The organism is Campylobacter curvus, from assembly GCF_013372125.1.
In the GTDB taxonomy this organism is placed as follows: Bacteria; Campylobacterota; Campylobacteria; order Campylobacterales; family Campylobacteraceae; genus Campylobacter_A; species Campylobacter_A curvus.
On the sequence record NZ_CP053826.1, the window covers coordinates 992,747 to 1,005,428 of the forward strand.

The window sequence follows — 12,682 nt, forward strand, 5'->3', positions numbered from 1 at the left end:
ATTTAACATTTATTTCAACTTTTTTAAATAAAATTGACAAAATTTATCCAAAGTGAATCACAATGAAAAAAATCATTAAAATTTCTATCCTTTTGCTGATCGTAGCGCTGGCGCTAGCTTTCGTCTACGATAAGTATTTCAAGACTAGCGGCGAAAGGGTGGAGTTTATAACCCAAAAGGCCGTCAAGGGCTCGTTTTCTAAAAAGGTAGACGCCACAGGCGAAATTTTTGCTACCGAGCTCGTAGATGTGGGCGCTCAGGTGGGCGGTCAGATAAAAAAACTATATGTAAAGCTAGGCGATAATGTCAAAAAAGGCGATCTCATAGCCGAGATAGACAGCTCCACGCAGCAAAACAACGTCGACAATAAAGAAGCGCAGCTTAGGATATATGAGGCGCAGCTAGAAAGCGCAAAGGTCGCACTGGATATCTCTAAAACGCAGTATGAGCGCGAAAAGGGACTTTTTGCGAAAAACGCCACCTCAAAGCAAGAATTTGAGACAGCAAAAAATACATACGCTTCAAACGAGGCGAAACTAAAAGAGATAAAAGCGCAGATCAACCAGACAAATATCGAGCTAAGCACCGCTAAGATCGACCTTGGCTACACTCGTATCGTAGCGCCTAGAGACGGCACGATCGTCTCCGTGCAAGTAGAGGAGGGGCAGACCGTAAATTCAAACCAAACGACGCCTACTATCGTAAATATCGCCGATCTAAGCAAGGTAAAAATGAAAATGCAAATCGCCGAGGGCGACATAACAAAGATAAAAGTCGGCACTCCGGTCGAATACTCCATACTCTCCGAGCCAAATACGAAATTTCAAACCGAGGTGAGCTCGATAGATCCGGGGCTCACGACTCTTAGCGACGGCTCGTATTCAAGCACCTCCAGTAGCTCCAGTTCTCATTCAAGTAGCTCCACGAGCTCCAGCTCGGCGGTGTATTATTACGCTCAAAGCATCGTGGATAACAAAGACGGGATTTTACGTATCGGTATGACCACGCAAAACACGCTCCTGGTCGCAAAGATAGAAGACGCGATTATCATACCTACCATAGCTATCAAAAAAGAGGGCGACAAGAGCTTCGTTTATGTGCTAAAAGATAAGCAAAACGCGGTAAAAACGCAAGTACAAACAGGCATAAGAGACAATCTCGACACTCAGATCATCAGCGGCATAAACGAGGGCGATGAGATCGTGACCTCGCAAAGCACGGCAAGCGAGATCGCTAAAATGGTCGAGAAAGAAAATAGAGGCCCAAGGTGATCGAGCTAAAAAATATCGTCAAAAAATTTAAAGTAGGCGATAGCGATATCGAAATTTTGCACGGCATAAATTTAAGCATCAAAAAGGGAGAATTTATCGCTATCATCGGCCAGTCGGGCTCTGGTAAATCGACACTGATGAATATTTTAGGCTGCCTTGATAGTCCAAGTAGTGGGCAGTACCTGCTAGATGGTGCTGATATATCAAATTTCGACTCCGATGCGCTGGCTAAGCTTAGACGCAATAAATTTGGCTTCATCTTTCAAAGATATAACCTACTCGCCACGATGAACGCTCTACAAAATGTCGCGCTTCCAAGCATTTATGCAGGCGTGGATAAAAAAAATAGAGAGCAAAGAGCGCATGAAATTTTAGCCTCGCTCGAGCTTGACGACAAGGCGCAAAGCCTGCCAAATAAACTCTCAGGCGGTCAGCAACAGCGCGTATCTATCGCAAGGGCACTGATAAATGGCGGCGAGATAATCCTAGCCGATGAGCCGACCGGAGCGCTTGATAGCAAGAGCGGTCTAAAAGTGATGGAAATTTTAGTGAATTTACATAAGCTCGGACACACCATAATCATCGTCACACACGATCCGAAGATCGCCGAATACGCAAATCGCGTCATCGAGATAAAAGATGGCAACATCATCAGCGATACGACTAAAAAAGATGAAATTTTTACCGCAAAAAAACACGACACACCGCAAAAAAGCGCTTTTGTCTACTACAAAGATCAGCTCATAGAAAGCTTTAAAATGTCCATCAGTGCGATGCTCTCTCATAAGTTGCGCTCACTGCTTACGATGTTAGGTATCATCATCGGTATCGCAGCCGTCATCAGTGTCGTGGCGCTTGGCAAAGGCTCGCAGGAGCAAATTTTAGCCGGCATCCGCAAAATCGGTACGAATACGATAGACATAATGCCGGGCAAAGGCTTTGGCGATATGCGCTCAGGACGCGTAAAAACGCTAGTCATCAGTGACGCTCAAATGCTAGAGAAACAGCCCTTTTTGGAGTCCGTCACGCCAAATACCAGCACCAGCGGGATACTGACTTATGAAAATATATCGCTAAGTGCGAGCCTAAGGGGCGGGGGCTCTGGTAGCTTTGATGTAAACGGCCTCAAGCTCGCAAGCGGCAGGCTCTATGACGATGACGAGGTCGCATCCTCGGCATCCGTAGCAGTCATCGATCATACGACTAAAATTTCAGTCTTTCCAAATATCGATCCTATCGGCAAGATAATCCTTTTTAACAAAAAGCCGCTTAGAGTGATCGGCGTTTTGCAAAAGGACGACTTTACCTTCGGTGATGCCAGTACGCTTAAAATTTACGCCCCTTACACGACCGTGATAAACAAAATCACCGGCGATAAATACATAAGCTCGATAACGGTGCGCGTAAAAGAGAGCGTAAATGCGCAAGTAGCCGAAAAAAATCTCACCGAGCTTTTAACGATAAAGCACGGAAAGCAAGACTTTTTTACTAGAAATTCAGACAGTATCAAACAAACGATAGAGGAGACGATCTCTACGATGAGACTGCTGATATCCAGTATCGCGCTCATCTCGCTCATTGTGGGTGGTATAGGCGTGATGAATATCATGCTAGTTTCAGTAACTGAGCGCACCAAAGAGATCGGCATCAAAATGGCAATAGGCGCTACGCAGAGCAATATATTGCAGCAGTTTTTGATAGAGGCGGTCCTGCTTTGTTTGATCGGCGGAGCGATCGGCATAGCGTTTTCTTATGTGATCGGCTATGTTTTCAATAACTTTTTAGAGGGCTTTAGCATGATCTTCTCAAATGCCTCCATCATCGTCGCTCTCGTAACATCGATGGCGATAGGCATCATCTTTGGCTATATGCCGGCTAAAAACGCCTCGAAACTAAATCCGATCGACGCACTTTCAAGGGAATAAAATGAGATCATTAAGCTTAGCGCTAGTTTTACTTTTAAGCGGTTGCGCCGTAAAAAACGTGAATAGCGATTACTATGAAATTTTGCTGCAAAGCAACGTAAAAAGCGAGCTGAATTTAAAAGAAGAGTGGTGGAAAGATTACAACCAAACCTATCTAAACGAGCTGATCGAGCTTGGACTGAAAAACAACATCGACCTAGCAAAATCAGCCGTCGCGATAAATAAAGCCTTAGCACAAGCCGGCATTTTAGACGCAAATTTACTGCCTACCTTCAGTGCTAGCGCCAGCGCACAAACGAGCAGGAACATAAAAAGAAACGACAGCTGGGCGCGCACCTACGGCGCCGGAGTCTCGCTAAGCTACGAGCTCGATCTGTGGCACAAGCTAGCTGATAGCGCAGATGCGGCTGTGTGGGAGGCAAACGCTACGAAATTTGACCTCGCGGCAACGCGCCTAAGCGTGATAAACAGCATAACGGACGCTTATTTTAATATCTTATATCTAAACGAAAGTATAAAATTTTATGAAATTTCTTTAAAAAACTACAACGAGCTTGAGGCGATAACGCACTATAAATTCGAGCTTGGCAAAGAGGAACAACTATCGCTTTCACAGATACAAAGCTCAGTTTTAAGCCTTAAAAACAAGATAGAAAATGCGGAGAAAAGCCTGATTGAGGCGCAAAAAACGCTTAGAATTTTACTAAACGTAAAGCCTGATTTTGATCTAAAATTTAGCGGGCTATCGTTAAGCGATGTCAAAAATTTGGGCGTGGATCTTGACGTACCTATCTACGTCGTGGCAAATCGTCCTGACTTGCAAGCGGCCATAGCCAGGATAGAGGAGGGGCTTTTAAACGTAAAAGCCAGCCAAAAAGAATTTTACCCTAGCATCACGATAGGAGCGAGCCTAAAGGGTAGTGCGGACAATATAGGCGGCGCTACGTCGTTAAAATTTTTAGACGGAAATATCGCTATAAATTTACCATTTTTAAACTATTCGAAGCTAAAATCAAATCTCAAAGTATCAGAAGCAAGCTTCGAGCAAGCGAAACTAAACTATATGGCTACGCTAAATGAAGCGCTAAACGAGATAGATACGTATTATAAAGCGATGCAAAAAGACGAGGTGCTCCTGGATAATTACTCCAAACAGGTGCAAAACTACGAAAATATAAGCGAAATTTACAAGCTAAAATATCAATACGGAAAATCTGAGCTAAAAGACTATCTTGAAGCCAGCAACAACGAGATAGACGCTTATGTGAATTTGCTCGGCGGAAAATATAAACTCTTGCAAGATGAGATACAAATTTATAAAGCCATGGCAGGTAAATTTTCTAAATAATTTATACTTTTACTTTTATAGCAAAGAATTTATAAGCGACCTAGCACAGACGCGAACAGCGTTTAAGGTTTGGCTTCGCTTTTGAAAGTTAAAACAATAATAGAGCCAAGCAAAAATCATACAAAAGGTAAAATGGCAACTATTTTTATATTTTGTATTGAAAACTATAATTTTCAAATTAATATTTATTTTTTCATTTTCATGCAAGAGCCAGCTCTAAAAGGCCTATTTTAAGAGCTTTTATAAATATTGACCTTTTGTGTCGTAAAAATTTATCCGTGAAATTTGATGCAAAAAAATGCGTAAGTAAATCCGTTTTATTTTATGCTTTTTTATATGTATGAAAATTTGGCTTAATTTTGATGTTTTTTGGGATGGTCAAAAAACACTACCCTGCCGCAGCCTTCGCTTATGTCTTTGAGATCGCAGTCAAATTCTATGCAAAAGATACCGCTTGTAGGGATGTTATCGATAGACGAATCGCTTAAGAATTCGCATATTTGCGTCGTCGCAGGGTTATGGGATATGATGAAAATTTCATGAAATTTGCTCTTTATATTTTTCACAAATTTCAAAAAATCCTCAAAATTTATATCATAAAGCTTATGCACAAGTGTGATATCTTCTTTAAATTTAAGCGTATCTGCGAAGCGTTTTGCGGTCTGTTCGCATCTTTTTGCGTCGCTTGAAAATATAACATCCGGCATCACGCCATAAAATTTAAGCCTTGCGGCCATAAATTTAGCATCATCTTTGCCTCTTCCGCTTAGCTCGCGTGCGAAATCCTTTGGCGTATCTTTGTTTTCATCGACCGCCTTTGCGTGCCTTATGAAGTAAATTTTGCTCATTTTTCGCCCTCTTTTTGAAAACTTTTGATGAGTTCGAACTCATCCTTACTAAATCCCGCTTGCAACCTATCTTTTTCATTTAACGTGCGGCTGCTTTTGAAAGAATTCTGATAGAGCTCTTGTATGATGCGGATGTATTCGTTTGGGTCTATGTTTTCACGTTTGCAAGCAAATTTAAACCACTTGTCACCCTTTTTTACATGTGAAATTTCCTCGTTTAAGATTACGTTTAAAATTCCTATGAGTTCGTCGCTACCGCCCTGCACTGCCAGCTTTTGGATGATGTGAGCGTTGGCGTCAAGTCCGTTTGCTTCCATATATCTTGGTAACAAGGCCATGCGTTTTACGAGCGAACTCTCACTCTTTTGTAAGGCGACGAAAAGTCCGTCATGCACGCTAAAATCTCCATATCTGCCGCCCTGCTTTTTCAAAAATCCCTCTATCATTAAAAAGTGCCTGATCTCATCCTCGGCCACCTCCAGCCAGTCGGCGTAAAATTCGCGAGGTAGCCCGTCAAATCTATAACACGCATCAAGCGCGATATCTATGGCGCTAAATTCTATATGAGCGATAGAGTGGATAAAATTTAGAGTTTTATCTTTTGATTTTGGCTTTTTGTTTAGCTCTTTCATCGAGACGACATCGCAAAATTTAGCATAGCTTGGCGTAGTTAGAGGTAGCACTGGCGTTTGACGCGTGAAATTTTGCTCGCCAAAGGCCTTAAAATCCTTATAAAATTTCTCAAATTTTAAAAATTTAGCCTTTGCATCGCCCTCATTTAAGATATCCCAAATCTCATCAAAAAAGCTCATACGACCGCTCTTTTAAAGGCTATCTTTGCATATAAAAAGCCCAGGACAAAGCCGATGATATGCGCGTACCAGGCTATATTCACACCAAGTGCGAGCGGCACGAAGCTCATCAGTAATATCGCGATCACCAGCCCTAGCCTCGAGCTCTTATCTAAAAACGCAAGCACTCCAAGAAGCACACAGATCGCGCCGCTAGCGCCGACTAAATTTACAAACGAGCCGTCGCTTACATAAGCATAATAAATATAAGAAAGACTAAGCAAAGAGGTCAAGACCCCGCCTATCATATAAACTAGAAAAAAGCGCAAAGAGCCAAGATGGCGCTCCAAAACCGAGCCAAACTGAAATAGCACAACCATATTCATGGCTATATGCGATGGTGAGCCGTGCATGAACATCGAGGTTAGCGGCTGAAGTAAAAGTGGCCACTCAAGCGTGAAAAAGCCGATGTTAAGGCCTAGCATGGACTCAAGTGAGCTGGAGTTCGCGGAGAAATTTACAAAGCCGTAAAGGGCTAAATTTAGTGCGATGAGCGCGTATGTAACGCGCATTTTACTTGACCTTGCCGTAGCCAGCAAATCTATTTGATGCCAGGCAGCTTATTTTAGAGCATCTTACTATGTAGCTGTTGATCTCTTTTTTACCGTTTAGATGCGTATTTTTGTTGTTTAGATTCATGTAGCTGTGTATGATCTTGCCACCGGAGTTATGTATGAAGCGGATCGTACCGTCTGGCGAGATCTCATTTACGATGCCGACGTGAGTGACGTTTTGCTTATCGATATTTTTTTGGACGCCCTTACCTAGTGTGTTTGAGAAAAATATCAGATCGCCTATTTTAGGGTTTTCTTGGATTATCAAATTTTGACTTTGGTAAAAGTTGTATATCGCTTTTGACTTCCTACCGCCTTTATCGTAGTATTTGTTGATGGTTTTCTCGTCAAAATACATATTTGCGTGCTTTTGATTGACTATCGAGACAAAGCCCGAGCAGTCTCTGCCGGCTCTTGTGTTCATATATTTTTTGAAAAACGAGCCGAAATTTTTATCTTTTCTGTCTTCGTTTGCATTTTTGTTATTGAGGTAATCTTGCAAAACTCCATCTTGCGCGTAGATATTTTCTTTGTTTAATATGTTTGCGTCCTCTTTTGTGTTGTTGTTTTGCGTCGGTGCTATGAAGCTACAACCCGCAAAAAACGCCATCGATGCGGCCGTCAAAGCTATTTGTTTTATCATTTTGATCTTTCAAATTTTAAAATAATCCGTATTTTAACGATATTTGGCAAATAAAAAGATTAAGCCGTGGCTTTGTTTTCTAAGCTAAAAGTCACTATAATCAGCCTAAATTTTAAATTTCAAGGCAAGATCATGATGCATTATTTGCAAATAGAAGGAAACGCAAAGCTTAGCGGCAAGGTCGAGATAAGCGGAGCAAAAAACGCCGCACTGCCGCTAATAGCGCTCACATTGCTAGCTAAAAACGAGGTTAAGCTAAGCAATATCCCAAATGTGGCCGATATCAAAACCCTGGCTCAATTGCTTAGAAATTTAGGCGCTAGCTGTGAATTTGAAAATGAAAATTTGCTAAAGATCGACACCGGCGGCGTAAATTCCACTATGGCAAACTATGACATCGTGCGAAAGATGAGAGCCTCCATACTGACGCTAGGCCCACTTTTAGCGCGTTTTGGACATTGCGAAGTGAGTCTGCCAGGAGGCTGCGCTATCGGTCAGCGTCCGATCGATCTGCATCTTAGCGCTCTTGAAAAAATGGGAGCGAGCATAGAGATAAAGCAAGGCTATATCGTAGCTAGCGCTCCTGACGGGCTAAAGGCTGCTAGCATAGTGTTTGACAAGATAACGGTGACCGGCAGCGAAAATATCATCATGGCGGCAGCTTTAGCTCACGGCACGACGCAGCTTTTAAACGTCGCAAAAGAGCCAGAAGTCGTGCAAATTTGTGAGGTCTTGGCCGCTAGCGGCGTAAAGATAGAGGGTATCGGCACGAGCGAGCTTAGCATAACAGGAACCGACGGCAAGCTCTTAGATATCGGCGATGTGGAGGTGATCCCGGATAGGATAGAGGCCGGCACGTACCTTTGCGCCGGTGCGATAACGAATTCGCGTATAAGCATAAGCAAAGCAAATGCCAATCACATGCTCGCGATGTTAGCAAAGCTTGAAGAGATGGGCTTTGGCATAAAGATATATGATGACGAGATCACGATACTGCCGGCTAAGGAGATAAAGCCTTGCGAGATAATAACGACCGAATATCCGGGCTTTCCCACAGATATGCAGGCTCAGTTCATGGCGCTATCGCTCATCGCAAACGGCGTTAGCGTGATAGATGAGAGGCTGTTTGAAAACCGCTTCATGCACGTAAGCGAGCTTGCCAGGATGGGTGCTGATATCCGTCTAAACGGCCATATAGCAAGCGTTTATGGCGGTAAAGAGCTGAACGCTGCAGATGTCATGGCGACCGATCTTAGAGCGAGCTCGGCACTTATCTTAGCCGCTCTCGTCGCAAAGGGAACCAGCCGTGTGCACAGGATCTACCACCTTGACCGCGGATATGAAAATTTAGAGGCGAAATTTAAGCGACTTGGTGCGAATATCACGAGACTGGAGGAGTGAAATGCTGGTAAATGAAGCACTTGAAAAGATACTATCAAATTTAAACGCTTTAAATTTAGGCGAGAAAATCCCTCTACACGAGGCATACGGCAGAATTTTGAGCGAAGATATCGTAGCTGTTAAAAACCTGCCCTGCTTTGACAACTCCGCACTCGACGGATACGCGGTTTGCTTTAATAAAAAGGATAAACCCTATAAGATGATCGACTGCGTATTTGCGGGCGACAAACGCACGACTAGCATAAAAGACAATGAGTGTATCAAGATAATGACGGGGGCTAAAATGCCCCTTGGTGCAGACACTGTGATGCGCTTTGAGGACTGTCTAGTCGATGGCGATCTAGTCTATGCGCCTGAAAATTTAAGGAAAGGCGACGCTCACCGCTTTGCAGGAGAAGAGGTAAAAGCGGGCGAAATTTTGATAAAAAAAGGAACTTTGCTAAACACACGCGCCGTGATGATGCTAGCAGCCCAGGGCATAAGCTTTGTCAGCGTTTGCATAAAGCCTCGCATCGGGATCTATTCAAGCGGAGATGAGCTAAAAGAGCCTTGGCAAAATGCCGACAATGATGAAATTTACAACGCAAACGCACTTGGCGTGGCGGCGATCTTACGCTCGGCAGGCCTTGAGAGCTCGTATCTTGGCATCATAAAAGACGATCTAGAGGCGACAAAGGAAGCTTTCGATCAAATTTCAAAATTTGACGTGATCGTTTGCTCGGGAGGGGCTAGCAAAGGTGAAGCGGACTTTATGAAAAGCGCACTCATTGCACTTGGCTTTGAAGAGCTTTTTGAAAAGATAAATTTACGTCCGGGCGGACCTTGCAAGGCTTACGTCAAAGATACCAAGATCGTTTTCATCCTGCCGGGCAATCCTATGGCGGCTTATTTGTGCGCGTATCTGCTCATCTTGCCGGCACTTTTAGGCAAGCAACACGAGAAGCAACTAGTCAGGATAAGTGAAAATTTAAAGCTGAAATCAGGCCGCTCAAATGTCGTCTTTGGCACGATCGAGGGCGATAAATTTTATGTGACTGATCACAACAAATACGGCTCGGGCATGATAAAACCTCTCTTAAAAAGCAATGCGATATATTTGTCCGATCCAAACGAGAGCGAAATTTTAGAAAATTCTGAAATTTTTGCGATAAGGCTGCCTTGACAAATGAAAAACAATTTGCTAAAATGCGAGCTCTTATTTGGTCGCGGGAATAGCTCAGGGGTAGAGCACAACCTTGCCAAGGTTGGGGTCGCGAGTTCGAATCTCGTTTCCCGCTCCATCTTTTTTACCCTCATTTTTTTATTTTCTCTAAAAGCCTTTTCCTCTGAAATCAGCATTTATCCGATGTATTGCGTCGATAGTGATAAAATTTCACTTTATACATTCGGCTTTGAGGGCGAAAACAACGAAATTTTAAATCTTGAAGGCAAAAAAGCCGCAAAGATAGAAACCAAAAAGCTACATGAAATTTTGACTGCAAATTTTAAAACATATAAAGATAAAAGCGGCGGCAATGTCGTATTTGTAAGCGACTGCTCGCTCATGGATACGGTGCAAATGCAGTTTTTAAAAGCTATCAGCGACGAATTTGAAGGTATCAGCATAAAAGAGCTAATCATCGAGCCGCAGGTCAGGCTGCCTGAAAATTTTAACGAGCTGAAGCTGCAAAATGTATTCATAAGCGGTCAAGACAGCTCAAAAGGCGTATTTCGTGCGTCGTTCGAGCAGCCCGATCTCACCTCCAAAAGCCTTTTTTTCAAATACTCTTTTAGAGCCAAAATGCCCGTATTCATCGCGATAAATAAGATAGAACATAACCATATCCTAAGCCTAACGGACTATCAGTCAAGCTACATAGAATTTGAAAAATATCAAAAAGATATGTTTTCAAGCATGCCCTCCTCAAGGCTGGTCGCGAGGACTGCCATAAAAGCCGGCGAAGTGCTCTCACAAAGGCAATTTTCAGCCATGTCGCTCGTAAAAAGAGGCGACATCCTAAACGCCGTGCTAAACGATGGCGGGCTTAGCGTGATAGTCGAGGTCAGAGCGCTTGAGGACGGAAATTTAGGCGATATAATCAAAATTCGCACGAAAGATAATAAAATTTTACCGGCTAGCGTGTCGGGGAAAAATCAGGTGACCTTAAGATGAAAAAAGTGATCGTGGCGATAACTGGCGCCAGCGGCGTATGTTTGGGCTTTGACTTTCTAAAAACAGCCGTTAAATTTTGCGAGATCCACTGTGTCATCAGTAAAAATGCGATGCGTGTTTTAAACGATGAAATGGGCATAATCCTGGACACTCACAGCAAAAAGGGCATAGTCTTGGCAAGTAGCGCCAGTTTAAACAATGCTTTGAATTTAGACACTGTTTTTAGAAGCCCGAATGCTAAATTTTATGATGACGAGGACATCGGTGCGGCTCTTGCTTCGGGCTCTTTTGGGGCTGATGCGATGATGATCGCCCCCTGCTCCATCAACACCCTAGCCAAGATCTCATGCGGGCTGGCCGATACGCTCATCACTAGAGCCGCGGCAGTGATGTTAAAGGAGCGCAAAAGGCTGGTGCTTGGCGTGCGCGAGATGCCCTTTTCTACCATTTCGCTTCGTCAAATGAGCGAGCTAAGCGAGCTTGGTGTCATCATAGCACCCCCTATTTTAGGGTATTATGCGCATGCAGATACTCTTAGCGATATGCAAAATTTTATTATCGGCAAGTGGCTTGACGCGCTTGGCATCGAAAACGAAATTTATAAAAGGTGGAAAATTTGAAAAGATCATGCATCTATCCTGGCACGTTTGATCCTATAACAAACGGCCATCTAGACGTCATCAAGCGCGCCGTGAAAATCTTTGACCGCGTCATCGTGGCCGTGGCAAAAAGCGACAGCAAAAACCCGATGTTTGGCTTTGATGAGCGCGTGACGATGGTAGAGCGCTCGGTAGAGGGGCTAAAAAACGTAAGTGTCGAGGGCTTTGACAATCTGCTCGTTGATTTTGCAAAGTCGCACGAGATAAATACCGTCATCAGAGGGCTTCGAGCGGTCAGCGACTTTGAATACGAGCTTCAGATCGGCTACGCCAACGCCGCCCTTTGGAGCGAATTTGAGACGGTTTATCTGATGCCAAGCCTCAAAAACGCTTTCATCTCAAGCTCGATAGTGCGCTCCGTTTTACGCCATGAAGGCGACGTGAGCGCCCTCGTCCCCAGTCAAATTTTCTCACTCTTAAAGGACTAAAATGTATGTTTTGTTTGAAGGCGTAGACGGAGTGGGCAAAAGTACGCAGATAGAGATGATAGCGCGTGCGCATGAGAATTCTTTCGTCACAAAAGAGCCGGGCGGCACGAAGATCGGCCAAAAGCTAAGAGAAATTTTGCTCGGAGGGGATTTTAAACTAAGTGCGAGAGCTGAAATTTTGCTATTTTTAGCCGATCGCGCCGAGCACTATCAAAAGATGATAAAGCCAAATTCTAGTAGGCTCATCCTTAGTGATAGAGGCTTCGTCTCCGGCGTCGCCTACGCCTTGGCAAACGACGCTTCGCTTAAAATAGACGATCTGCTTTGGCTAAATTCCTTTGCGCTTGAGGGCAAATTTGCCGACAAGATCGTATTTTTCGAAGCTAGCGAGGCCCTCATCAAAAAACGCCTGAGCTCGCGCGGTCTGACAGACGCGATAGAAGCTCGCGGACTGAAGTATCTTTTAAAGGTGCAAGAGTGTATGAAAGAGGTGCTTAAAGCTCATAAATTTAACGTGCTTCACATCGATGCTAGCGAGGATATAGCGACGATAAATGCAAAGATAGAAAATTTTATAAAATTTTGAGTAAAATAAAAAGTTT

General features: G+C 43.6%; 13 protein-coding genes and 1 tRNA gene. 10 read left to right on the forward strand and 4 right to left on the reverse strand.

Going from position 1 to position 12,682, the window contains the following annotated elements; all coding sequences use genetic code 11:
• Nucleotides 1-62 precede the first annotated feature (62 nt).
• The 3 genes from CCVT_RS04785 to CCVT_RS04795 are packed head-to-tail and all read left to right on the forward strand — an operon-like array spanning nt 63 to nt 4,544.
• A complete protein-coding gene (locus CCVT_RS04785) occupies nt 63-1,271 on the forward strand; it encodes an efflux RND transporter periplasmic adaptor subunit (RefSeq protein WP_018136285.1) in 1,209 nt (402 codons plus the stop codon).
• Entirely contained in the window at nt 1,268-3,196 is a 1,929-nt protein-coding gene (locus CCVT_RS04790) for a MacB family efflux pump subunit (RefSeq protein WP_018136286.1), read from the forward strand. The genes CCVT_RS04785 and CCVT_RS04790 overlap by 4 nt, the downstream gene beginning before the upstream one ends.
• A 1-nt stretch (nt 3,197) precedes the next feature.
• A complete protein-coding gene (locus tag CCVT_RS04795; RefSeq protein WP_018136287.1) occupies nt 3,198-4,544 on the forward strand; it encodes a TolC family protein in 1,347 nt (448 codons plus the stop codon).
• Nucleotides 4,545-4,897: 353 nt separating this feature from the next.
• Here CCVT_RS04795 and CCVT_RS04800 read toward each other — a convergent pair whose 3' ends face one another.
• Genes CCVT_RS04800 through CCVT_RS04815 form a run of 4 tightly spaced genes read right to left on the reverse strand, consistent with a single transcriptional unit; the run spans nt 4,898 to nt 7,440 of the window.
• A complete protein-coding gene (locus CCVT_RS04800) occupies nt 4,898-5,392 on the reverse strand; it encodes a SixA phosphatase family protein (RefSeq protein WP_018136289.1) in 495 nt (164 codons plus the stop codon).
• Complete coding sequence (locus CCVT_RS04805) at nt 5,389-6,204, reverse strand: ferritin-like domain-containing protein (RefSeq protein WP_018136290.1); 816 nt, start codon at nt 6,202-6,204, stop codon at nt 5,389-5,391. Before CCVT_RS04805 ends, CCVT_RS04800 begins: the two co-directional genes overlap by 4 nt.
• On the reverse strand, nt 6,201-6,755 hold the full coding sequence (locus CCVT_RS04810) for a rhomboid family intramembrane serine protease (protein WP_018136291.1): 555 nt from the start codon (nt 6,753-6,755) through the stop codon (nt 6,201-6,203). Before CCVT_RS04810 ends, CCVT_RS04805 begins: the two co-directional genes overlap by 4 nt.
• A gap of 1 nt (nt 6,756) precedes the next feature.
• The gene (locus CCVT_RS04815; RefSeq protein WP_018136292.1) at nt 6,757-7,440 is read right to left on the reverse strand and encodes an NlpC/P60 family protein; all 684 of its coding nucleotides are present in this window, start codon (nt 7,438-7,440) and stop codon (nt 6,757-6,759) included.
• Between the two features lie 135 nt (nt 7,441-7,575).
• On the opposite strand from CCVT_RS04815, the gene murA reads away from it, so the two are divergent.
• The 7 genes from murA (at nt 7,576) to tmk (ending at nt 12,666) form a co-directional block, all read left to right on the forward strand.
• Complete coding sequence (gene murA, locus CCVT_RS04820) at nt 7,576-8,841, forward strand: UDP-N-acetylglucosamine 1-carboxyvinyltransferase (protein WP_026175441.1); 1,266 nt, start codon at nt 7,576-7,578, stop codon at nt 8,839-8,841.
• 1 nt (nt 8,842) lies between these two features.
• Complete coding sequence (locus CCVT_RS04825) at nt 8,843-10,003, forward strand: molybdopterin molybdotransferase MoeA (RefSeq protein WP_018136294.1); 1,161 nt, start codon at nt 8,843-8,845, stop codon at nt 10,001-10,003.
• A 43-nt stretch (nt 10,004-10,046) separates the two neighbouring features.
• Nucleotides 10,047-10,121: transfer RNA gene (locus tag CCVT_RS04830), tRNA-Gly, on the forward strand.
• Nucleotides 10,122-10,186: 65 nt separating this feature from the next.
• On the forward strand, nt 10,187-10,993 hold the full coding sequence (gene flgA / locus CCVT_RS04835) for a flagellar basal body P-ring formation chaperone FlgA (RefSeq protein WP_026175443.1): 807 nt from the start codon (nt 10,187-10,189) through the stop codon (nt 10,991-10,993).
• The gene (locus CCVT_RS04840; RefSeq protein WP_018136295.1) at nt 10,990-11,613 is read left to right on the forward strand and encodes a UbiX family flavin prenyltransferase; all 624 of its coding nucleotides are present in this window, start codon (nt 10,990-10,992) and stop codon (nt 11,611-11,613) included. Before flgA ends, CCVT_RS04840 begins: the two co-directional genes overlap by 4 nt.
• The gene (gene coaD, locus CCVT_RS04845) at nt 11,610-12,080 is read left to right on the forward strand and encodes a pantetheine-phosphate adenylyltransferase (protein ID WP_018136296.1); all 471 of its coding nucleotides are present in this window, start codon (nt 11,610-11,612) and stop codon (nt 12,078-12,080) included. The genes CCVT_RS04840 and coaD overlap by 4 nt, the downstream gene beginning before the upstream one ends.
• 1 nt (nt 12,081) lies before the next feature.
• Nucleotides 12,082-12,666 carry a dTMP kinase gene (gene tmk, locus CCVT_RS04850; RefSeq protein ID WP_018136297.1) on the forward strand — a complete coding sequence of 195 codons (585 nt, stop codon included), beginning with the start codon at nt 12,082-12,084 and terminating at the stop codon, nt 12,664-12,666.
• Nucleotides 12,667-12,682: the final 16 nt, after the last annotated feature.